26 protein-coding genes, 1 pseudogene and 1 riboswitch are annotated in these 22403 nt (G+C 41.0%); of the genes and pseudogenes, 14 read left to right on the forward strand and 13 right to left on the reverse strand.

What is annotated here, in order from left to right; translation table 11 throughout:
- Nucleotides 1-175 precede the first annotated feature (175 nt).
- From SJY16_RS12615 to SJY16_RS12625, 3 genes are all read left to right on the forward strand, one after another.
- Nucleotides 176-1015, forward strand: a complete 840-nt coding sequence (locus SJY16_RS12615; RefSeq protein WP_377889634.1) for a Cof-type HAD-IIB family hydrolase — start codon at nucleotides 176-178, stop codon at nucleotides 1013-1015.
- 88 nt (nucleotides 1016-1103) lie between these two features.
- Nucleotides 1104-1250 carry a hypothetical protein gene (locus SJY16_RS12620; RefSeq protein ID WP_377889636.1) on the forward strand — a complete coding sequence of 49 codons (147 nt, stop codon included), beginning with the start codon at nucleotides 1104-1106 and terminating at the stop codon, nucleotides 1248-1250.
- Complete coding sequence (locus SJY16_RS12625; RefSeq protein WP_377889638.1) at nucleotides 1251-1469, forward strand: DUF3813 domain-containing protein; 219 nt, start codon at nucleotides 1251-1253, stop codon at nucleotides 1467-1469.
- Nucleotides 1470-1509: 40 nt separating this feature from the next.
- Here SJY16_RS12625 and SJY16_RS12630 read toward each other — a convergent pair whose 3' ends face one another.
- Together SJY16_RS12630 and SJY16_RS12635 are read right to left on the reverse strand one after the other, a co-directional pair.
- Nucleotides 1510-2091, reverse strand: coding sequence for an SGNH/GDSL hydrolase family protein (locus tag SJY16_RS12630; RefSeq protein WP_377889639.1), 582 nt, complete (start codon nucleotides 2089-2091; stop codon nucleotides 1510-1512).
- Nucleotides 2092-2133: 42 nt separating this feature from the next.
- On the reverse strand, nucleotides 2134-2790 hold the full coding sequence (locus SJY16_RS12635; protein WP_377889641.1) for a Dph6-related ATP pyrophosphatase: 657 nt from the start codon (nucleotides 2788-2790) through the stop codon (nucleotides 2134-2136).
- Nucleotides 2791-2934: 144 nt separating this feature from the next.
- Between SJY16_RS12635 and SJY16_RS12640 the strand changes: the two genes are divergently transcribed.
- Complete coding sequence (locus tag SJY16_RS12640; RefSeq protein ID WP_377889643.1) at nucleotides 2935-3393, forward strand: GNAT family N-acetyltransferase; 459 nt, start codon at nucleotides 2935-2937, stop codon at nucleotides 3391-3393.
- Nucleotides 3394-3454: 61 nt separating this feature from the next.
- Nucleotides 3455-3715, forward strand: a complete 261-nt coding sequence (locus tag SJY16_RS12645) for a NifU N-terminal domain-containing protein (RefSeq protein WP_224881461.1) — start codon at nucleotides 3455-3457, stop codon at nucleotides 3713-3715.
- 35 nt (nucleotides 3716-3750) lie between these two features.
- On the opposite strand, the gene SJY16_RS12650 is transcribed toward SJY16_RS12645, so the two are convergent.
- Entirely contained in the window at nucleotides 3751-4590 is an 840-nt protein-coding gene (locus SJY16_RS12650; RefSeq protein WP_377889645.1) for a YitT family protein, read from the reverse strand.
- A gap of 251 nt (nucleotides 4591-4841) precedes the next feature.
- Between SJY16_RS12650 and SJY16_RS12655 the strand changes: the two genes are divergently transcribed.
- Nucleotides 4842-5696 carry a DegV family protein gene (locus SJY16_RS12655; RefSeq protein WP_377889646.1) on the forward strand — a complete coding sequence of 285 codons (855 nt, stop codon included), beginning with the start codon at nucleotides 4842-4844 and terminating at the stop codon, nucleotides 5694-5696.
- A 79-nt stretch (nucleotides 5697-5775) separates the two neighbouring features.
- Entirely contained in the window at nucleotides 5776-5907 is a 132-nt protein-coding gene (locus SJY16_RS12660; RefSeq protein WP_377889648.1) for a DUF3941 domain-containing protein, read from the forward strand.
- Between the two features lie 135 nt (nucleotides 5908-6042).
- Here the strand turns inward: SJY16_RS12660 and SJY16_RS12665 are convergent, their stop codons facing one another.
- The 5 genes from SJY16_RS12665 to SJY16_RS12685 all read right to left on the reverse strand — a co-directional run bounded on the left by SJY16_RS12665 (nucleotide 6043) and on the right by SJY16_RS12685 (nucleotide 10939).
- Nucleotides 6043-6837: an energy-coupling factor transporter transmembrane component T family protein gene (locus SJY16_RS12665; RefSeq protein WP_377889650.1), complete on the reverse strand. Its 795-nt coding sequence runs from the start codon at nucleotides 6835-6837 to the stop codon at nucleotides 6043-6045.
- A complete protein-coding gene (locus SJY16_RS12670; RefSeq protein WP_377889651.1) occupies nucleotides 6821-8254 on the reverse strand; it encodes an ABC transporter ATP-binding protein in 1434 nt (477 codons plus the stop codon). The genes SJY16_RS12665 and SJY16_RS12670 overlap by 17 nt, the downstream gene beginning before the upstream one ends.
- Nucleotides 8255-8265: 11 nt before the next feature.
- Complete coding sequence (locus SJY16_RS12675) at nucleotides 8266-8844, reverse strand: ECF transporter S component (protein ID WP_377889653.1); 579 nt, start codon at nucleotides 8842-8844, stop codon at nucleotides 8266-8268.
- Nucleotides 8841-9533 (reverse strand): thiaminase II, encoded by a 693-nt coding sequence (tenA, locus tag SJY16_RS12680; protein WP_377889655.1) that lies wholly within the window; start codon nucleotides 9531-9533, stop codon nucleotides 8841-8843. Before tenA ends, SJY16_RS12675 begins: the two co-directional genes overlap by 4 nt.
- A gap of 118 nt (nucleotides 9534-9651) precedes the next feature.
- Nucleotides 9652-9756: riboswitch (TPP riboswitch) on the reverse strand.
- 49 nt (nucleotides 9757-9805) lie between these two features.
- Nucleotides 9806-10939: a histidine kinase N-terminal domain-containing protein gene (locus SJY16_RS12685; RefSeq protein ID WP_377889657.1), complete on the reverse strand. Its 1134-nt coding sequence runs from the start codon at nucleotides 10937-10939 to the stop codon at nucleotides 9806-9808.
- A gap of 142 nt (nucleotides 10940-11081) precedes the next feature.
- Between SJY16_RS12685 and SJY16_RS12690 the strand changes: the two genes are divergently transcribed.
- The 5 genes from SJY16_RS12690 to ligD all read left to right on the forward strand — a co-directional run bounded on the left by SJY16_RS12690 (nucleotide 11082) and on the right by ligD (nucleotide 15580).
- On the forward strand, nucleotides 11082-11951 hold the full coding sequence (locus tag SJY16_RS12690; protein WP_377889659.1) for an SDR family oxidoreductase: 870 nt from the start codon (nucleotides 11082-11084) through the stop codon (nucleotides 11949-11951).
- A gap of 213 nt (nucleotides 11952-12164) precedes the next feature.
- Entirely contained in the window at nucleotides 12165-13007 is an 843-nt protein-coding gene (ku, locus tag SJY16_RS12695; protein ID WP_377889661.1) for a non-homologous end joining protein Ku, read from the forward strand.
- Between the two features lie 48 nt (nucleotides 13008-13055).
- Complete coding sequence (locus tag SJY16_RS12700) at nucleotides 13056-13349, forward strand: hypothetical protein (RefSeq protein WP_377889662.1); 294 nt, start codon at nucleotides 13056-13058, stop codon at nucleotides 13347-13349.
- 28 nt (nucleotides 13350-13377) lie between these two features.
- On the forward strand, nucleotides 13378-14319 hold the full coding sequence (locus SJY16_RS12705; protein ID WP_377889664.1) for an ATP-dependent DNA ligase: 942 nt from the start codon (nucleotides 13378-13380) through the stop codon (nucleotides 14317-14319).
- Nucleotides 14320-14335: 16 nt separating this feature from the next.
- Nucleotides 14336-15580, forward strand: a complete 1245-nt coding sequence (gene ligD, locus SJY16_RS12710; RefSeq protein WP_377889666.1) for a non-homologous end-joining DNA ligase — start codon at nucleotides 14336-14338, stop codon at nucleotides 15578-15580.
- Nucleotides 15581-15643: 63 nt separating this feature from the next.
- On the opposite strand, the gene SJY16_RS12715 is transcribed toward ligD, so the two are convergent.
- The gene (locus tag SJY16_RS12715) at nucleotides 15644-16663 is read right to left on the reverse strand and encodes a LacI family DNA-binding transcriptional regulator (protein ID WP_377889667.1); all 1020 of its coding nucleotides are present in this window, start codon (nucleotides 16661-16663) and stop codon (nucleotides 15644-15646) included.
- Between the two features lie 173 nt (nucleotides 16664-16836).
- A pseudogene (locus SJY16_RS12720) lies at nucleotides 16837-16932 on the reverse strand (sugar ABC transporter permease); the annotation flags it as partial.
- Between the two features lie 261 nt (nucleotides 16933-17193).
- Here SJY16_RS12720 and SJY16_RS12725 point away from each other — a divergent pair.
- Entirely contained in the window at nucleotides 17194-17535 is a 342-nt protein-coding gene (locus tag SJY16_RS12725; RefSeq protein WP_224881418.1) for a P-II family nitrogen regulator, read from the forward strand.
- 22 nt (nucleotides 17536-17557) lie between these two features.
- Nucleotides 17558-18946: an ammonium transporter gene (locus SJY16_RS12730; protein WP_377889669.1), complete on the forward strand. Its 1389-nt coding sequence runs from the start codon at nucleotides 17558-17560 to the stop codon at nucleotides 18944-18946.
- A 79-nt stretch (nucleotides 18947-19025) separates the two neighbouring features.
- Here SJY16_RS12730 and SJY16_RS12735 read toward each other — a convergent pair whose 3' ends face one another.
- From SJY16_RS12735 to SJY16_RS12745, 3 genes are all read right to left on the reverse strand, one after another.
- Nucleotides 19026-19286 carry a hypothetical protein gene (locus tag SJY16_RS12735; RefSeq protein ID WP_377889671.1) on the reverse strand — a complete coding sequence of 87 codons (261 nt, stop codon included), beginning with the start codon at nucleotides 19284-19286 and terminating at the stop codon, nucleotides 19026-19028.
- A 162-nt stretch (nucleotides 19287-19448) separates the two neighbouring features.
- On the reverse strand, nucleotides 19449-21296 hold the full coding sequence (gene asnB, locus SJY16_RS12740) for an asparagine synthase (glutamine-hydrolyzing) (protein WP_377889672.1): 1848 nt from the start codon (nucleotides 21294-21296) through the stop codon (nucleotides 19449-19451).
- A gap of 100 nt (nucleotides 21297-21396) precedes the next feature.
- The gene (locus tag SJY16_RS12745) at nucleotides 21397-22395 is read right to left on the reverse strand and encodes a class I SAM-dependent methyltransferase (RefSeq protein ID WP_377889673.1); all 999 of its coding nucleotides are present in this window, start codon (nucleotides 22393-22395) and stop codon (nucleotides 21397-21399) included.
- Nucleotides 22396-22403 lie beyond the last annotated feature (8 nt).

The raw sequence follows: 22403 nt of genomic DNA on the forward strand, positions 1-22403 counted from the left end.
TCCAATAGAATGTTAATAATGGTTTACCCTGGTTATTCTATTCTCAAACGGGCAGAACCTTCTTTTTAATTTTTTGTAAATTTTGTAATATAATTAGACACGTGTTTTGGAGCATTGTACAATAATCAGTATAGCCATAATGGCTTAAACTAATGACAATTTCAAAGGAGCTTCTATGACAACAAAACCGCATCTTATCGCCATTGATCTTGATGGAACGTTGTTAAACGGAGAAAAAAATATTTCTGAACGCTCAAAGGCGGCCATCCATGAAGCACGTAAACAAGGACATCATGTTGCGATCGCAACGGGCAGACCGTTTCGAGCTAGCGCCCGCTATTATGACGAGCTATCCCTCGATAGCCCAATGATTAACTTTAATGGCGCATTTGTTCATCACCCACTCGATCGATCATTCGGTACTTATCATACACCGCTTGATTTAAAAACAGCGCATTCGATCGTTACTTCCTGTAATGAAATTAAAGTAAAGAACATCATGGCTGAAGTAATCGATGATGTTTACCTACATGAACATGATGATCAAATCGTCCAAAATATGATAATGAAGGAATCATCCATTATAACTGGAGAAATCCTTAAGAACCTGAATCACGATCCAACATCACTTTTAATTCTTCCTCACGATGAACAGTTAAAAGAGCTAAGAGACACGTTACACAAACACCATGCCGAAACAATCGAGCACCGTGTGTGGGCTGCACCGTGGAATATCATCGAAATCGTGAAGATTGGATTGAACAAAGCTGTTGGCCTCCGTCGCCTTGCCGAACACTTTAATGTACCTCAAGAGCGAGTTATTGCCTTCGGAGACGAAGATAACGACCTCGAAATGATCGAATATGCAGGTACAGGTGTCGCGATGGGGAATGCCATTGAACCATTGAAAAATATTGCGAATGAGATCACCGTTTCTAATGATGAGGACGGAATTGCAGTATACCTTGAAGAACGACTTAACTTATCCGTACAACGAACAGGACAGCTATCATAAGCTGTCTTTTTTTGTATATTTAAGTAATTAACCACTGCATAATAACAACCTAAGGGACTCATCCTAGTATCAAAGGGAGGGATTTCTTTTGGGTAAGAACAGTAAACAAAAACAGCGAATGGCAAGAGAAGGAGCAGATCGTGCTGTCTCACAGATGGATCAACGTGATTTGACGAGTATGACTAGTCAAGAACGCAAAAAGGTAGAACAAGAACGTCTATCGGGTGGTGAGTAAATGGGAAATCGATACTTTCAGCTTGCGAGAGAGGCTATTGAAAATGCCGAACAATTGGCATCAACTGGTCAACATGGCCTCCAGCAACAAATTGAAGTAGCGAAGAACAACTTATCAGCTGCCTTCCATCAATCATCTTCAGCAGAAAAAGAACAGCTTACTGCGTACCAACAAACCATTCAAGAACTTAGTCAAGAATCTTCCAACAAACCCTTTTAAATCTCAACAAAAAAACCCGGCGCCTGCCGGGTTTTCTGCATTAGAATAATTTCAGTGCTCGTCTAAAAGAAGATTTCACACCCAATGCTTTGAACAGTTCTTTTGTGATGAGCTTGTAACCTTTTTGACTTAGCTGAACACCATCCTTCTCATAGAGAGACTCTTGCGATTTGTGCTCTTTAATAATAGACCAAAGGTCGATGTGTTTCGTACCGAATTTTTGTGAGAGGCGTTTCACACGGCCAGCATACCCTTCGATCTTATGATTGGTAAGGGACGTATTTTCTTCGTCTCTAATTGGAGACGGTGAAATCAAAATAACCCGTTCTTGTGGTAGGTTATTTAGCATGTAACCAATGTTCTTCTCGAATTCCGAAAGATTGTCTTCCTGATTTATGCATGCTTCCTGGGTTCCAAATAGAATCGTTACAAAATCAGGTTGATAACTTAGAACATCCGTTTGAAATCGTGAAACACCCTCCCTCGAAGTTGGCGAGGATCCCGCGTTGATTACGATCCACTCTTCCAATTCATTTCTAATCAGAGAAGTTAATCGTTCATTTCCCTTTTCATCAACTTCTTTTGCTGTTAAACAGTCTCCAAAACACACGAGTACTGGCAATGATAACGCCCCTTTCTATACTGAATTTCAATATAATTTCTTCTATTTGAGTAATGCAGTTATGTATGGGTACATTTCTTCGGTTCCCTCTATTGTGAAAGACACAGCTTCGTTGAAAATTGGTCCATCATATACAAACGTATGAAATTCCCCATTTTCGCCACAAGGATCCACTTTATCATTGAGGCTATTTAGAAAATGTTGATCAAACTCTCGCCCCAACCAACAAGGGTCAATTTTTGTTTCATCGACTGTAGTAATAACTGCTTTGAATCCGTTATCAATAAACCGTTCTGCCGTATCGATGGTTGAATTTCGCCATAACGGGAACACACCCTTTAGACCACTTTTCTTTAGATGCTGTTCGCGATACTCACGTATCTCTTCTACATATAAGTCCGCAAAAGCAATGCCTTCGATTCCGTCGTCAATAAATTTCTGATAAGACTCTCTCATCACCAATTCATACTGGTTGTTTGAACAGTTATCTGGTAGATTTGTTATCGTTAGCGGAATTTGTAACGCTTCAGCTTGCTTCTTAAGTAGACTTACACTTACACCATGAAACGAAATACGATCGTGAGGAACTGTAATAGTTGTCCAAAGGCCCGCTAAGTCGATATCGTTGTTTGCAAGTAAGTCCTGAAGAGCCAGAGCGCTATCCTTTCCTGAGCTCCAAGAAAAAAGAAGATTCATCATTTCATTCTCCTCTCTCCTTTATAGACGAATGAGAATGCCATAATGTTTCAATTATTTAGAATTTGTTTGTAATAATATTAATTTTTTTAAAAAAGGGTTCGATAAGGAATTAGTCGAAACAATTATCACGGAGGTGGATCGGGAATGAACGTATATCAGTTGTCTAGCCAGGTCGAGGATGATGTGATCGATAAAGTCGCAAAATTACTAATGAAGCAGATCACACATGCTGATCGTGAAGGAAGCTATGAGAAATTAATCGCAGGAGCAAAACTTGCTACAAGTGAAGAGACCGCTTCAAGAATTGTAGTCGCTGAAGATGATGGCGACATCCTTGGTGTTGCGTTCTTTAATATTGGAGTGAGCGTCGCGAATGGCGGCCCTTATATATGGTTGAACGAATTGTTCGTTGACCCTGATGCAAGAAATAAAGGAATTGGTAGAAAGCTTTTGTTACATGTTATTTATTGGGCTGAGAGAGAAGGTATCACAGGAATTGAGCTTGAAACCGGAATAAACAACGCTGTTACGAAACATCTCTATAATTCACTTGGCTTCCACGATATTATTTCTAAACGTTACGGTTTCACTTTCTCTTCTTAATTGATTTATGCCTAGAGAGAATTTTGGTACACTAGTAGGAGTTAAGAAAGGAGGCTTCAATATGCAACTACGAGTAGATCACACACCTAACCCAAATGCGATAAAGATTACAGCTGACAAGAATCTTTTTGAAGGTTCATCCAGCCATTCTTTCAAAAAAAATGATACCCCTGATCATGCAGTAGCAGCTGAACTACTGAAATTAGAAGGTGTCGACAATGTATTTGGCTATCAGGATTTCATTACTATTAACAAAATGCCTGAAGCAGAATGGGACAGCTTGCTCCCAGAAGTTAAAGAAATCATTACAAATAACGCATAAAGAAATTCCCCGGGGATATCCCCGGGGAATTTTGTTTAGTCATCTTTTCGGAAAAAGCCGAAGATGCCTGCAGTATTGACGATGTTCGTAAAGGCGTGTGGATCGATTTCATTGATGATATGCTCAAGATCATAAAGCTCATAACGTGTCACAACCATCATGAGCATCTCCTTGTCCTCTCCTCGGTAAGCACCCTTTGCAGGTAGCTTCGTCATTCCGCGAACAAGTCGGTCATGAATCGCTTTTTGAAGATCATTTCCTTTTGATGTGACAATCATCGCTGTTAGTTTCTCATGACGTGTATGAATAACATCGATCACACGAGAAGAAACATACAGTGTCACAAGTGTGTACAGTGCTTTTTCCCAGCCGTAGAGCATTCCTGCAGTTAGGATAATCAATGCGTTCAAACTGAAAAAGTACGTCCCGATTGGGCGATCCTTCATCCTTGAGAGAATCATTGCCACAATATCCATACCCCCAGTGGAAGCACCCCACTTAAGTGTAAATCCTATTCCAATCGCAGCAAGCGCCCCTCCAAACACAGCGTTTAGGAGGATATCTTCAGATAGAGCCTGAACCGGAATGATTTCAAGAAAGAATGTGGTAAGACCAACACTGATCAAACTGTAAAGAGTGAAGGCTTTCCCTACCTTCTTCCAACCAAGAATGCCAACAGGAATATTTAATAAGAAAAGCAAGATACCAGTTGATATATGAATTGGCGTATAATCATTCAATACACTTGAGAGTAGCTGCGCCATACCGGTAAAACCGCTAGCGTAGACGTTTGCTGGGATGAGAAATAAATTTAGTGAAACAGCTCCTAGGATGGCTCCTAATAAAATAATAATGATTTTTTTGAATTCTTCCATGATAACACCCTTTTCTTTTAAAGCCTCTTCTTGATGAAAAAGGACGATGTATTTTTAAATTAGTTAGCAAGAACTTTATTGTAAGGCTTTCGGCACAGTTCGACAACCTCAAATTTTCGCATGAAAAATTTCTTATATAGAAAAAAGTCTTCGTGCCCTACCTTTACGATATAATCATTGATTTTAGGCAATTGTAGGGATAAACTTTAAGAAACTAGCCTGCATTATAATGAAGAAAGGACGGTTTGTTCATGAGAGTACAAATTATAACCGACAGTGCCTCTGATCTCTCTGAGGATTTATCACAAAAACATCAGCTTGAGGTCATGCCTCTCATCGTTATTCTTGAAGAGAAAGAATATTACGATCGAGAAGAAATCGACTCCAAATCCTTATACACTGCTTTACGAGAAGGAAAATTAGCGAAAACCTCGCAAATCCCTCCAGCTCGTATTAAAGAAACGTTTACAAAGTTTGCAAAAGAAGGACAGCCCTTCATCTACATTGGTCTTTCCTCTGAAATATCCGGGACATACCAATCAGCTGCCGTCATCAAAAATGAAGTTCAAGAAGAATTCCCTGATGTACAGATGGAGGTCGTTGACTCAAGAGGTGCATCACTCGGTTACGGATTAATGGCGATCCACGCTTCAAAACTTGCTGAGCAAGGGAAAAGCATTGAAGAGATACTCGAGAGCCTTAAGAGTTCCTACATCGAACATATGGAACACATCTTCACTGTTGACGACCTCGATTTCTTACAAAGAGGTGGACGGGTCAGTAAAGCTTCAGCATTCTTTGGTGGAATGCTGAAAATCAAGCCAATTCTCCATGTTGAAGATGGGAAACTTGTACCGATCGAAAAAGTCCGCGGGAAAAACAAAGTATATAAGCGTATGGTTGAAATTATGGAAGAACGCGGGGTAAATCTTCAATCACAGCTAATCGGAATTTCCCATGGTGATGACCTCGAAAGCGCAGAAAAACTCAAAGAAGCCATTCAAGATAAGTACGGTGGACAAGATTTCGTCATTACTGAAGTTGGAGCTACGATTGGTTCTCACTCTGGTCCTGGTACACTTGCATTATTTTTCCTAAATAAGTAAATAGTATGCTACATAGTATCTCCTTCAACTGTGTACCCTAAAAGTAGTGAATTAAACTATGGGTACAGGGAGGTCTTTTATGTCTAACACAAAAGACAATAACAAGAAGCCAGTGGATCATAATGCAAAGCGTATGCTGAAAAATAATCAGAAAGAAAAGAACCGTGAACAAGGGAAACATGACTATTCAAAAAGCAGTGATCATCTCTAATATAAAGGAAGGCTGGAAATCCAGTCTTCTTTTTTGTAGGAAAAGTTCTTCTCTCAACAGGAGATAACAATTGTAAGTACCGCTCCAAAACAAAATAAAACTGCCGATATGCTTCTCGGCAGTTAACCTCTTCTTTTACTTTCGGACATCCGTAACCGCATAGGTTGGAAACTCTAGTCCCAGCCATATTGTTACGCCTACTCCAACAATCACATACATCACAAACAGCAGATCAAACTTTGATAGGCGGGTTTCGTAATAATACGTACGCTTTCCATTATGGAACTGTTTGGATTCCATCGCTACCGCTATCCTGTGCGCTCTCCGAATACTTTGCGACAGTAAAGGCACGGCGTACAACTTTATGGACTGCGTTATTCTCTTAAACCCTTTTTCTTTCTTCACGCCTCGAATAAGGAGAGCTGTTTTGAGCTGTTGAAACTCTTCGACCATCATCGGTAGGATTCGTACAGCTGCCATAAAGCTATATGCGAACCTTGGAGGTACTTTAAGCTGCTGAGTGAGAGAATAAAACAACAAGACTGGTCTGGTAGTAAGTGCGAAAATCAAGCCGAGCAAGGCAAAGTTCAATGCTCTGAACCCGACGTGAAGACCTCTATAAAAGCTTTCTTCCGTAATGTGAATAAGTCCCCATTTCCACCACGTTGTTGATCCCTGTCCAAAGAAGATCATGCTTGAAGCACTAGAAAAAAACAATAGCAGAAATGGAATCATTAAGATACCTAACAGTTTCTTTTTATGTCCTGTATAAAACGCTACAAGGACAAGCGGAATCATTGTAATATAGGTAATCACGTTGGGATTATGAATAAACAACAGTCCTAGAAACAGCACGAGGAAAAAGACGAGCTTGAATGCAGGGTTCATTCGATGCAACCACGTTTCGTGATAATTAAGAGTCCACTGCATGAAAGATAGCCTCCTCTCTACTGTTCAAGCTGCGATCACAAATCAATTTCCCTTCTGAAACAACCCATTCTCTCATAGCGTACGTTTCAACGATATGACGATCATGAGTGACCATCAGAATGATCGTACCTTTTGATCTTATTTCTTCAAAGTACTGTAAGAGTTTAAAGGTATTCTTCGCATCTTGACCAAACGTTGGTTCATCTAACAACAACACCCTTTGGTCACCAAACAACGCTGTGCCGACACTAAGCTTTCTTTTCTGACCCGTCGAAAGTTGGTAAGGATGCTGATGTTGAAGCTCTAATAAATCATACTCTGTTAGCCAATTCGTTACCTTTTCATGAACATCATTCGAAATGGAATAAGCTAACTCATCGTAAACCGAATTTGTAACAAACTGAAATTCTGGATTTTGAAACACAAAAGCAAGCTCTTTCCTAGCTTCTTTAATAGAATGCAACTCTTCTCCATCCACACACACGAGACCTGTTGTTTTCAACACTCTCATCAAGCTAAGGAGCAAAGAGCTTTTCCCCGCGCCATTCTCACCCGTTACGACGATCCACTCGCCTTCATGTATCGCTAATCCAGGAATGTCGATCAGACAGTTCTTCCCTCTATATCCTTTTAGATTCTCTACTGTTACTAACGGTGTCGTTTGGTTAGTACTTCTTTTCAAAGTAAGTGCTTGTTTGTGTTCATCCCACACTCCCGGATACCAAATTCCATATTCCTTCATCTTATCCTTATAAAATGAAAGGATGGACTCAGGATCAGCATCTGCTAGGATGTTCCCATCGTGGTCAAAAAGAACGACACGGTCGACAAAGTCGATGACATTATCAACTTTATGTTCCACAATGACCATTGTTTGGTTTTCATCAATACGTTTAATTGTTTCCCAAACGTCATCTGTTCCCTCAGGATCTAGAAGTGCAGTCGGTTCATCAAGGTAAAGCACATCTGGCTCTAAAGAAAGAACAGAAGCGATTGCAAGTCTCTGCTTCATCCCTTGAGAAAGAGACGAAATTTCAACATGCGGGTTTTCAAAGTTCAGTCCTACTTTACGAAGGTTCTTTCGTATTAATTCGTCCATGTGACCTCGTGAAACGCCACGGTTCTCAAGTACAAATGCCATCTCTTCATCAACATAGGGCATACAAAATTGAGCATCAGGATCTTGAAATACGTACCCAGCCGACTCCGCGATTACCTTTTCTTCTACTTTCATTGGAACTGGTACTGCAGCAGGGATAAGTCCTGATAGTACTTGGAGTAGCGTTGATTTACCGCAGCCACTCGGACCTAGTAACAGTACTTTTTCACCTTTTTGGATATGAAGAGAAAGGTCTTTAAAGAGCAACTCAGAAGAACCTGAATATTTCACTCTTAAATTTGTCACTCCGACTTTCATAAAACTCCTCCTTACTTATCGAGTGCGTTGAAGTCCTCGTCACTTGCTGGTCTTACAAGGCTCGTCACTCCTGTTTTTTCGAGAGCCTCAACAAGGAAATAAGCAAAGATCCCAGCGATGAGCAACCCACCAAGTACCCTCGCAGAAATCAGTAAGATCAGATTCCATAGAGCGAGATCCAAAATATACCCGTAAGCGACATCCATGATCAGCGAGCCCGCTGCTGCAGCAATTCCACTTACTGCTGCTACAAATGCTGTATAACGCTTGTAGCCAAACAACATAAACACTAACTCTGTCCCAAGACCTTGCACAATTCCATATAACAAAACAGACAACCCGTACTCTGAACCTACAAGGAATTCACCTGATGCTGCAGCTGTTTCTGCAAGTAAAGCAACTCCTGGCTTTCTAAGAATAAGCATTGCTACCGTTCCAGCAATAAACCACATGCCATAAGCAACATCACCGATATGAAGTCCGAATGGTTTGACTAAACTATAAACCGGTCCCCAAAGCTTATAAATAATCCCAAAAACAAGGGCGATTACAATCGTAATAAGAATATCTGAAAGTTTTAAACGATTCATATCCGCTCACTCTCCATCATTGGAACTGGCCATTGCTCGATCGTATAGGCCATCTCCCAAAATCCATACTCAAGCTGACAGCTTCGAATATAGTAATCTCTCATCCGTTGAAGTTCAGATTCAGTGGCTGTTTTTGCTCGCTCGTCTACGATCACCCTTAATTTTTCTGTAACGGACGCCATCTCTTTTTCGCCATAAAACGTGATCCATTCATAAAATGGATGATCGCTATTTGGGGCAATGTCTTCCATAAGGCGCTGGCCGATTTCTTGATACGTCCATGGACAAGGAAGCAATGCTGCCGCGATATCGCCCAATGAACCAGTATGAGCCGCATCTAGCATATGCCTCGTATAATGGTGTGCAGTGGGAGCGAGCGGAAACCCTTGTAACTCCTCGTATGTCACGCCTGCTGCATTACAAAAATTCGTATGTGGGTGTACTTCGCTAGTTAAAACAAATGAAATTTGTTCATTAAAGAACTCCATCTCTTCTCTCTCTCCACACTTCGAAAGGGCGATTCCATAAATACGCGCGAACGTATTTAAATACTCGAAATCTTGTTTCACATAATGAATGAGCTGTTCTTTTCCTAGATGACCTGTCGCGATGCCCCTAACGAATGGATGCTTGTAAATCGCCTCAAAGATAGGGTCTGCTTCTCTTCTAATTTGATCTGTAAATGACATATAAAAAAACTCCTTCCCGCTTATCATCCACCTGATAATGAGGAAAGGAGCCCACATGCACGAACATCTACATTTCTGAAGCATACTAAAAACCGCTCCAAAAATGGAGCGGTTGCGTTTGCATCCGTCTCCACTTTCCTACGCTGGCGCTAACCAGATCAGGTTCAAAGGGTCCAGGTATACCTGTCTCAGTCATGGTCACATGACTCCCCTAGTGGACTTATAAGCATTTCATATGATTATCCTTAAACTACTATTCCTTTACTATTCTGTCAACTAGTATGTGGAAGTTTAATAATGAAAGTCGTTTCATCTTCATCCGAATGAACGGTTATCGTTCCATTGTGCTTCTCGATAATTTGTTTACATACTGAAAGTCCAAGGCCTGTTCCAAGCTCTTTTGTGCTAATAAATGGTTCGAAAATACTTTCTACAAGATGAGACGGAATTGGCTTTCCATTATTAGAGATGTATGTAATAACGAAATCATTATCAACCATTCCCACCACTTTAATTGTTCTAGGCTCTTGCTCCTTCTCGTTTAACTCCTCTATTGCGTTGATCACGATATTTAGGAAGACTTGCTTTAGCTGTTCCTCTACTCCACAGACGCTTAAATCGGAAGAAATATCTGTTGAAACCTCAATATTCGCCTCCAGAAGCCTTGGATACAACACTTGAACAGAATAATGTAGCAAACCGCTCATGTTCAACTTTGTTGGTTTATCATCGATTCCACGCATCTTTGATAAAAATAGGAACTGTCGAACTTTTTCTTCAAGGTTATTCATTTCTTCATTAATAATTTCAAAATAATGCTTTCTAAGTGCTTCTTCGTAATCAGGCTGATCTTCTAAAAGTTTGAGAAAACCTTTAATTGATGTAAGTGGATTTCGAAACTCATGTGCAAAGCTCGCACCTAATTGGCCAAGTATTGTTAGTCTGTCGCTATGCATCTCTTTAATAAATAAATTCTTATCTTGTATGATGCTATCCTTTAGTTTCGTATATTCCGTTACAGAATGATAAAGGTAGGAATTAAAATAATTATTAATGATATCCAGCGCTCTTGAAAGATCGCTTCTGTTAAAGTGTGATTCATTCAAAACTGAGATGACGACGGATCGACCCGAGTTAATATTCGCAACGAACTCTCCAATGTTTACATTCGCTTGAATCCGTTCAGTTGCAATCTTTTTCGTCAACGTAACGATCCAGCTTTCATCCTCAGTCAAAATATAGTGTGATATTAACTCTACCGTTCGTTTGCCATTGTTAATGATTTCTTCATAGTATGGGTCTTCTTTAGAAAGCTTCGCAATCGTAAGCCACTTTTGAACAATGTTAGGCTGACTTTCTTTTAAGAATGTTGCTAACCGTTGTTCAAACTGTTTATCATTTTCCATCGCGTTTCCCTCACTGACTACTTATACTTTTTCTAGTTTATCATGAATTTCCATTTCCTACATCGCTGAATAAAGGTTTGAAAATGAAACAGAATGGTAATCACTACCATAGAGAAAATTTCATTGAAAGGATGATCTGATTATGCGCTCTGATAATAAACAAACAAATGGACAACCAGCTCAACACCAAAACCATCAGCCAGGTTCACAAGAAGAAATGAATCCAAAGCCATTGATCAATGACTCGGAATACAAAGGATCAGGAAAACTCACCGATAAAGTAGCTCTCATCACGGGTGGCGATAGTGGAATCGGTGAAGCTGCAGCTCTTGCATATGCGAAAGAAGGCGCAAAGCTTGCCATTGTCTACTTGGATGAAGAAGAAGATGCACACAACACGAAGAAGCTCATCGAAGGAGAAGGCGCGGAATGCCTCCTCCTCGCTGGAGATATTGGGGATGAGGCATTTTGCCAAAGCGTTATCAATCAGGTGATCGAAGCTTACGGCAAGCTCGATATTCTCATTAACAACGCTGCAGAACAACACCCACAACAAGGACTTGAAGACATTACAGCTGAACAACTTGAGAAAACGTACCGTACGAACGTCTTCTCAATGTTCCATCTTACAAAAGCAGCTCTTCCTCACTTGAAGAAAGGGAGTGCCATCATCAACACTTCTTCCATAACGGCATACGAAGGAAACGAGCAGCTAATCGACTATTCTAGTACGAAAGGCGCGATCACGGCATTCACTAGAAGCATGGCAAAATCCCTTGTCGGTAAAGGGATTCGCGTGAATAGCGTCGCTCCAGGTCCCATTTGGACACCTCTTATTCCTTCCACTTTCTCAAGCGATAAAGTAAAAGATTTCGGGACAAACACACCGATGGGACGTCCTGGTCAACCTGAGGAACTCGCATCAGCGTATGTACTCCTCGGAAGTGACGATTCTTCTTATATGACTGGTCAAACGATTCATATTAATGGCGGACAGTTTATGTCGTCTTAATGAATGAGAGACGCCTCCCTTTTCGGGGAGGTTTTTTTCGTTTCAGAAGCATCTGTGAAGTTTGGACAATAAACACTCCTCAAACCAGCGCCATCCCCCCTCGTGTTCCCTTCCGGCGCACTCCCTCTCCACCCTTTTCTACACCAGCCTGCATGCTTTACTGTTCGTGAGACATTCTAACAGTATAGATACCCTGAAAGGATGGAAAGAATCATGCATACGATGTGGAAAGGCTCGATTAGTTTTGGGTTGGTCAACATCCCAATAAAGCTTTATTCAGCAACAGAAAACAAGGATATTAAGATGCGCTATCTCCATGAGAAATGTCATACACCGATCAACTATGAAAAGACTTGTTCGCACTGTGAAAAAGCGCTTGAATCTGATGAAATTGTTCGTGGTTATGAATATGAAGATGGTAAGTTTGTCATTATCGAAAGAGATGAAATCGAAGCTCTCGCACAGGAAAAAAACAAGTCGGTCGAGATTGTAGATTTCGTGGAATTAGATGACATTGATCCTGTCTTTTTCAATCGTTCCTACTTCATCGGACCAAACGACAACGGCAGTAAACCATACATGCTCCTAAAGAAAGCGATGGAGACTTCCGGCAGGATTGGCATTGCGAAAATCACGATACGTTCAAAAGAACACCTTGCTGCTGTTAGAGTGTACAAACATGGTTTGATGATGGAAACGATGTATTTCCCAGATGAAGTTCGCGAATTGGCTCATGTTCCTGATCTACCTGAAGAAATGGATTTGAGTGACAAAGAATTGAAAATGGCTCAACAATTAATCGAACAGCTCACAACTGAATTTGATCCATCGCAGTACAAAGATGAGCGACGTGAAGCCATTATGGCGCTCATCCAAAGTAAAATCTCTGGTGACGACATAAAAGTAGTTAAAGATAAACCAAAGAAAAATGTTGTGGACTTGATGGATGCTCTACAGGCAAGTCTTGAACCAACCGGAACGAATAAGCCAAAGAAGAAAGAACAAAAGAAGAAAAAAGTGTCTGTGAAAAAGAAGAAAGAAAAGGAAGCGAACTAGAGTCACTTTTATCAACAAAACTTTCTTCAATTAAGGTGGTAAAAGCTTATGGAATTCCCCATTATCCACACAAACTTTTGGGACGCTGTTCTCGCCATTCCTGTCATTATGATCGTGACTGAGATCATCAAACTGATCTTCAAAGTGCCTAAAGCATTTGTACCAACCGTTGCTTTATGTTTAGGTGTGCTGATCTCCGTCTTTTATGCACATCCTAAGGATCTATACGCAGGTCTCTTCATGGGCTTTTTTTATGGATACGGAGCTGTAGGGAATTACTCTGCTCTTAAATATAACGTGATTGCGCTTCGAAGTACGAAAAAGCAAACATACACCGATTGATGTCGTTCTTCTGAAATGAGGAATTTGGATGAAACCAATAAAACCATTTGAACCTGTCAAATCGACGTCCATACCCATTTCGCCACATTCGATTGCACAAGTAAAATGGGATGGTGTTCGTGTCTTAGCCTATTTCGACAAATACCATTTAAAGCTTTTTAATCGATCACTCAATGAAAGGACCGCTACTTACCCAGAACTTCAAGATTTGCCTTCCTTGACTGAGAGTCCATCTTTCATTCTAGATGGTGAGATCGTCTCACTTAACGAAAAAGGCGAGCCCTCTTTTCATGATGTGATGCGTAGAGATCGACTTAAGAAACCTGAACAAATTGCAAAAGGTTTGCAAATAAATCCTATTTTCTATATGGTTTTTGACGTAATTTACTGGGGTGGCGAATGGATTAACAATCGTCCATTGATTGAACGACTTAAATTATTAGAAGAGTGTTTAGATCAAAACCAGACGATTCGTCTTGTTCAAAATCACGAGGATGGAGAACAGCTTTATTCTATTATTAAAGCAAAAGGAATGGAAGGAATCGTTTGCAAAGACCTCCGCAGTCCTTATGTGATTAATGGAAAAAGCGACAACTGGAAGAAGATAAAGAATTATCAAGACATCTTTGCACTCGTATGTGGCGTAACGTTTCGAGGAAATAACATAACTACGTTCTTATTGGGTCTGTATGACTCAAATAATCAGCTGCACTACATCGGAAGTGCTGGTACAGGAAAGTTAAATCGTGATGAGATCGCTCATTTCTCTGAAATCGTGGATTCATTCACACAACCAGCCTCACCAATCTTAGCACTTGATTCTAATCGTAAAGACGTTGTATGGCTTTCTCCAGAAATCATTGTAAAAGTAACCTATCTTGAGTGGACGGCTGATAAACGATTGCGTCAGCCTGTCGTGCAATCGGTAAGTAATGGTGATCCAAAAGCCTGCTCTTTTCAACAAAAATAGAAAGGTAGGAAATGATGTGGAACAGGTGATGAGAGAGTTGTTCACTTTTGACGACAACGTGTTTCGAGGCGATTTTATTATTTATGGTTACCATGAAGAGAGAGAGGAATTTGTCGTCTCGATTATGAAAGACGGTCATGAAACGATTGTAGGAGCATTTTCCGAAGGACTTTCTAATGAAGAATATGATAGTCTGTATCACACGATCGTTGCAAATCAAGACCATATCGATCAGAATATCAGCAGAGTTGCTCCCGGAATCTGTGTTGAACTTTCCTTCAAAGGCATGTTGAACAACGAAATCATTGATCCTACCTTTCTTTCATTTCAACTTGATACTGACTATAGAGAATGCACAGAAATGAACCTTATCCTAACCAATTTACCTTATTATGAAGTGGGGTTCCTTACGAATCCTTCAAAGAAATATTGGCCTGATGTGACGAAAAGAGATTATATTTCTTATTTACTTAACGTTTCGCCGTTGCTTTTACCAATGTTGAAAAATAAGCATTTAACTATCATTCGCTATCCGGACGGTGTTGAAAATGAATCATTTTATCAAAAGAACTGCCCCGCCTATGCTCCAGCTTTCATTCAAACAGATCGAAGCGAAGATATTGATTACATCATCTGCAATCATCTGTCGACGCTAGTCTGGCTTGGCAACCAGGGTTCACTGGAATTACATATTCCTTTTCATACGATTCAATCTAATAAACCTGTGGAAATCGTGTTTGACCTGGATCCGCCTGATGAAAAATCATTCGACCTTGTTATCTTAGCTGCAAACGAAATTAACAAGATTCTCTCTTCACTTGGTATCGTAGGATTCCCTAAACTCACTGGTAGCAAAGGAATTCAAATCCACATTCCTATGAAAGGATTGGAATTAACGTATGACGACACAAGGTTATTCACTTCGTTTATTGCGAACTACCTTGTTCAGCAGAACCCTGCCTCGTTCACAATCGAAAGAATGAAGAGAAATCGGAAAGGTAAACTGTATGTCGATTTTCTTCAACACGCTGAAGGAAAAACAATGATTTGTCCTTATTCCACTAGAGGAAAACATAAACCGACCGTCGCAGCCCCCTTATACTGGAAAGAAGTTAACAACTCTTTATCACCATCGTCTTTTACAATCAATTCAGTACTTGAACGAATAGAAAAGATGGAATGCCCATTCCAAGCATATTATCATGAAACGAACCCTTCCCTTTTAGCAATCATCGATAAGCTTCAGAAAGAAACATCATGAAAGAACTCTAGAATACAAAAGAAGACTGTCAAGAAATTCTCAACAGTCTTCGAAACCAATGCTTTACAATGTTTTAACAGACCAGCGCTCAACAAGTTTATGCGGGACACAAACTCGTTTGTTGCTTGATTCTGCATCTTCGATCTTTTCGAGTAAGCAGTTCACTGCTTGATAGCCTAGTTGAAAGATATTAATATCAACTGACGTTAATGGTGGGCTTGCGTATTCAGCGAGCATCACGTTATTAAAGCTGATGATCGAAATATCATCAGGGACGGAGAGTCCGATTTCATCAAGCTTGCTCATAATACCGAGCGCCATCAAATCATCCGCAACCACAAGTGCCGTTGGCGGTTCTTCAAGCGAGCATAATTCCATAACCGCTTCGTGCCCACCTTCCTTCAGAAACTCCACGTGCACAATATACTCATCCCTATATGTTAAGTTCGCTTCACGTAGTGCCTTCTCATAACCACTCAATCGATCGACGGTTACAACGAGGTCGAGCTTCCCTCCGACAAAAGCAATACGCTCATGCCCTCTACTGATCAGATGTTCGGTTACATCTTTTGCCGCTCGAAAATTATCGTTATCAACATGAGTCACTTCATCTGGATACTTAAAAGGCTTCCCAATAACAGTAAAAGGAAACTGTTCATCTTTTAAGAATTTCATAATGGAATCATCGATTCTAGAGTAAAGTAAAACGATACCATCCACTCTTCTTCCGTGAACCATTCCTTTCACAGCATCAAGTATTTCTTCTTCCTTCGAACCTGTCGACAAGTACAGCATAAATTCATTTTCATGCGCTTTCGTACTGATCCCTCGAAGAACTTCTGGGAAGAAAGGGTTTTGAAATACTTTATCTGCTGAACTAGGCATCACAATCCCTAGCGTTTGTGTGCTTCTGTTCGCAAGACTACGTGCGTTATAGTTTGGGTGATAGCCGAGTTCTTCCATCGCTTCACGAACGCGGCGTTTTGTTTTTTCACTGATTCTCGGATTATTTGCAATGACTCGAGAAACAGTGGATGGGGCGACATTTGCTAGCTTTGCTACATCTTTTATCGTTACTGCCACTGGTTTCCCTCCTGAACAACAGGCTATCCGCAATTGTTACGCTTTATGATTTTGTGCATAAGCCGTTGTTAATACTTTCTTATTGTAAACGATTCCAGTTTTAATGTACAAACTCAATTAAAAAAGAGAAAGAAGACGGTATACAACCTGAATCCTCTCCCTCCCCATGATGCCTATCCTTTCGTTCCTCCTGCTGTTAAACCAGAGATAAAGTAACGCTGAAGCGATAGAAATAGAATCGATATTGGAATCGCTATGAGGACAGATCCTCTCTCTCACATAACAGCCCAAAGCTTCTGGATTTCATTCCGGAAGCTTTTTTTCGTCTTTTTTCACTCTCAGTTTCTGAAAACGCAACCACCTAAACCCCATCTACGTTCAAATCATTTTGCTTTCCTTAATTCGTTAGATTACCTCACAAAGTATTTTAAATATTCTAAAAATAACCTTGAACTTCCTCGCTTTACAGCATAATATAAGCATATAGAAAGTAGCTTTTGTTAGATTAACTAACATGGAGGTGCCGGAAGGTGAAAAAAGTTGAAGCGATTATTCGTCCTGAATCATTTCAGGACTTAAGGGATCGGTTACGTGATGAAGGCATTACTGGAATGACCGTTTCAGAAGTAGCAGGATGTGGTTTACAAAAGAAACAAACGGGACTTTTCAGAGGAAGCCACTTCGAAGTTGATCTCCAACCAAAAGTGAAAGTTGAACTTATTTTTGAAGATTACCTTCTCGATCATGTTGTAAAAACGATTCGCGATGTATGTTCCACTGGGCAAGTTGGAGATGGTAAAATCTTCGTTTATCCTGTTGAAGATGTCATTCGTATACGCTCTGGTGAACACGGTCTAACTGCTTTTAAATAATAACGTAAAGGATGGTTACGTCATGAAAAAGGTATCAGTTCTATTTGCAGCTATTCTTCTATTATCAAGTGGAAAGGCTTTTGCCGCGGCAGATGACTCTGTGGTAACGGCGTTAAGTCAGTCAATCGATACGGTTTGGGTCATGATTGCAACATTCCTCGTGTTTTTCATGCATGCGGGATTTGCAATGGTAGAAACAGGGTTCACACGTTCAAAAAATGCACTTAATATCTTAATGAAAAACTTGTTAACGATGTCGATTGGAGCTGTTTTGTACTTCGTAGTCGGATATGCATTCATGTTCGGTGAATCTGCTTCCGGATTCATCGGGAGTAACGGGTTTTTCCTCATTGGACAGTCTGATCAAATCGGATTCTTTGTCTTTCAGGCCGTTTTTGCTGCTACATGTGCCACGATTATCTCAGGAGCAGTTGCTGAGCGTATGAAACTGATCAGCTATATCGCGATCACAATCGCCATGGTAGGTTTTGTTTATCCAGTAGTAGGACACTGGATTTGGGGAGGCGGCTGGTTAGCTGAATTAGGATTCACCGACTTTGCCGGCTCAACTGTCGTCCATCTTACAGGTGCCTTAGGTGCTGTCGTGGCCGTAACATTTCTCGGTGGACGTATTGGAAAGTATTCAAAAGATAAAGTGAACGTTATTCAAGGACATAACATACCTCTTGGTGCTTTAGGCGTATTTATTCTATGGTTCGGATGGTTCGGGTTCAACGCTGGTAGTACGTTATCTGCAAGTGATGCACTTATTCCTACAATCGTCGCTACTACTCTCCTAGCTGCGTCTGGAGGCGTCATTTCAAGTGCCCTTTATTCATACATTAGGTACAAACAGATCGATGCATCACTTACGCTAAACGGTGCGCTTGCGGGACTTGTTGGGATTACTGCTGGGACGGCAAGCGTCTCTCCTCTCGGTGCGATTGCGATTGGCCTTATTGCAGGCGTCATTCTCATTGAAGCTGTTCAGTTGATCGACCGTCGAGTGAAGCTAGATGATCCTGTCGGAGCGATTGCTGTTCACGGAGTATGCGGCGTTTGGGGAACCCTTGCTGTAGGTCTGTTTGCAATAGATGGTGGTCTTTTCTATGGCGGTGGCGCTGCCCTTCTTGGAGTTCAAGCTATTGGAATTCTCGCTGTCATGGCATGGACCTTCTCGACTGTAGGACTATTCCTATTCATCTACACCCGCTTCTCTTCCATTCGCGTTTCTAGAGAAGAAGAAATACAAGGACTCGACTTCTCTGAGCATGGTTCTACTGCTTACGAAGTTCGTGGAGCGATTAACTCAAGCAACAGTCTTTCTACTGGAGGTGGATTTGGTCACGGCCTTGTTGACCGATTAAATCGCTTAGAATCTCCGAAAGTGAAAGAATCTCAAACTCAATAGCACGCGAATGAAAACCGCTCAGAGCTTAAGCTCTGAGCGGTTCTTTCATGACATTGTTTTCGAATCATACTTATCGACTTTAGGAGTTTCCATCAGTAATAAAGTTTACGAAATACCCAATGAACATAAAGATAAAAAAGCTAAAAAACATCACTGTGTTTGCAATGATAAGCCACCTTCTTTTAATCAAAGCAGCAAACACAACGCCAACTGGAGCAATGAAGAATGTCACGATCCATAGTTGACTTGAAACATCGAAAATAATATTTGGCATCCAAACAAGTATACTAACAACCAAGCAAGTGATCGATAGTAGTTTTAAGGAACTGTTCTTTTCCATTTCCTCCTCACCCCAAACCATATTCTACCATATGTTGTTGACCGGAAATTAAATGAATTGGTGTTATTTAAAGCCCTATTAACCAAAAAAATGTCCTATGTTAATCCACAGGACATTCTATCATTATGAGATTTTTACACTTCAAGTTTAACTGACCACCCCTTAGTCCACGAGGTTTATCTTGTTGTGTTCTAACCAAAAATTAATCTGAGCGAGATGGGCGATGAGCTGTGGTCCTGCCATAAGCTGACCAAACCACGGAACTTTGAATGCTTTTCCATCCGTATCAAGGATGTCTTGAACGACTTTTCGATCAATCAGTTCAAGAATCGGTGCTTGCTTATTTGCAAGCGTCGCTGTTAGCCAGCTTTTCACAGCTTTGGTGTAAGCAGGGTTATATGTTTTCGGGTAAGGACTTTTCTTTCGATAAAGAACATCGTGTGACAACGCACCTGTCATTGCTTTTCGAAGTAGCCCTTTCTCTCTTCCATCTAGCATCTTCATTTCCCATGGAACATTCCAAACATATTCGATGATGCGATGATCAGAAAAAGGTACTCGCACCTCTAGACTTGCCCCCATACTCATTCTGTCTTTTCGTTCGAGAAGAGTTGTCATAAACCAATTTAAATTCAAATAGAAAAGCGCTCTTCGTTTCGCTTCAAGTTCACTCTCACCATCAAGTGTCGGGGTTTCCTTAATCGTTTCCCGATACCGTTCCGTTACATAGCTTTCGAGGTCTAATTTGTTTCGCAACTCTTCTTTTAACATTGCTTGACGTTCTAAAGTCGAACGCATCCACGGAAATTGTTCTTGGTCAAGTAGCTCTGGTTTGTGAAACCATGGGTATCCACCGAAGATTTCATCGGCGCACTCTCCAGATAGAGCCACCGTTGCTTGCCTTTTAATTTGTTTTGAAAACCATAAAAGCGATGAATCAACATCAGCCATACCTGGCAGATCACGACAGATAACGGCTTCTTTTAAATGGTGCACGAGTTGGTCGGTATCGATCACATGGTTACTGTGATCTGTGCCTAGCTCTGACGAAACTCGTTTTATCCATGGAGCATCTGAATTCGGCTGAAATTCACTGCTCTCGAAGTATTTATCATTGTCTACGTAGTCGACAGAAAATGAACGAAGAATCCCTTTTCCATCTTGTTGAAATGCCGATTGTGCTACTGACGTTATCGCACTTGAGTCGACTCCACCAGACAGAAATGTACATACAGGCACATCCGCAACCAATTGGCGCTTAATCGAATCTTTTAGAAGATCGCCCACCTTTCCTACAGTCGTTTCAAGATTATCTGTATGTTCGTTACTCTTAACGTCCCAATAACGCCAAGTCTTCAATCCGTTTTGATTAAAAATCATTGCAAATCCAGGGCGAATCTCATTTATACCCCTGAATACGCCGTGTCCTGGCGTACGAGAAGGTCCAAGCCCAAAGATTTCTTGTAATCCTTCTCTGTCGATCTCCGTTTTCACATCAGGATGCGCAAGAATCGCTTTAAGCTCTGAGCCAAACTGAAGGGATGGACCGCTAGACCGATAAAAAAGAGGCTTTACTCCTAGGCGATCTCTTGCTAGAAACAGGTGTTTCTTCAGGTCATCCCAAATGGCGAAGGCAAAGATTCCGTTCAAATGATCAACACAAGCTTCTCCCCACTCTATATAAGAAGTCAGAAGTACTTCTGTATCTGAATGAGACTTGAACGTATAGCCTTTCGTAAGGAGCACAGTTCGTATATCCTCTGTGTTATACAATTCACCGTTATAACAGATCGTATACGTATGATCACGATGCGTTCTTGACATCGGCTGGCCTCCACCAGACGGGTCTACAACAATAAGCCGCGTGTGACCAAACCCACAGTGTTTATTCATATAACAATTCGTATCATCCGGTCCTCGTTTAGACAGGGTCGCCGCCATCTGTTGAAGTACTGTTTCCTTTTGTGTTAGGTCTTGCTTCCAATCTACCCACCCTGTTATTCCACACAAAGGCATTCCCCTCCTATCCATACTCTCTTTAACGTATGCAGGAGCCCAAGTTTTGTGATAGGAAACTTCACAAAAAAAAGAAACCCTCAGCAGGGGTTCTTCACATAGCTTTTTGAAACGTTAAACAGTACCATGCGCCTTCTTTTACAATAGGCTTCATTTGTTTTAATTCAAAGCCTGCCTTCGAGGCCATATCGACCATCTCCTTGCTAGTTGGAAGCTGATGAAGGTTACTATGAGCACTCATAAAGCTATTGAATGCAGCTGAAAAAGCATGTCCGTGCTGAGACTCGTGCAGTGGGGAGATGATGATCAATGATCCGCTATCACTTGTAACCTCACTCGCTTTCTGAAAAAGCTGGTACCGCTCGTCCGGCGCAAAATAGTAAAGCAAGTTATTCATCATCGCTACATCAAATCGATCACCATCCCAGCTCCAGCTCATCATGTCTTCTGGATAAAGGTCGATCGATGATTTTAATTCGTATGGAATATGTGACTCAGCATCAAGACAAACCTGCCTGCTTTTCTCAATCCCTACTAGCTTCATATTCTCTTCCTTTGCGCCGATTCTAGAAAGGTAGCCTGCATACCCTGCTCCGAAGTCGACCACCGACTTCGCATCAACCTTTTGAAGCCATTGATATACTTTCGGAAATGCGAAGCGTTCAATAAAACTAGAAGTTGCCGCTACCGTTCCTGCGTAATCATCATCTTGATATGAAGCATACTCCTCGCCGTTCAAAAGTTCCGAGTACGAAAGGAGGATTGGAATATGTAACTCCATCATCTCTTTTAACAATACGCCTACGTTCTGATCACTACTTTTTGACATCGATTCAACCATACTCTTCTTTGATCGAATCAATCCTTTCCTGTCAATCTTCAAATGGCCGATCGCAACGCCAACCTCGGACCATCTTGTTAAGAGTAATTCATTCATTTCGCGCTTATCCGCAACTGCTGTAACAGTAGCTCCATGTTGAAATTCATCAAATAAATCATGAACATAACCTAAATGGGCATGCCACGCATAAAGGAACGGCTCATTGCTCTTCATCCATTTCCTTGCACGCCATATCTTTTTGATCTCGTTCACCCTATCTC

This window comes from Alkalihalobacillus sp. R86527 (genome assembly GCF_042466185.1).
Lineage (GTDB): Bacteria > Bacillota > Bacilli > Bacillales > Guptibacillaceae > Guptibacillus.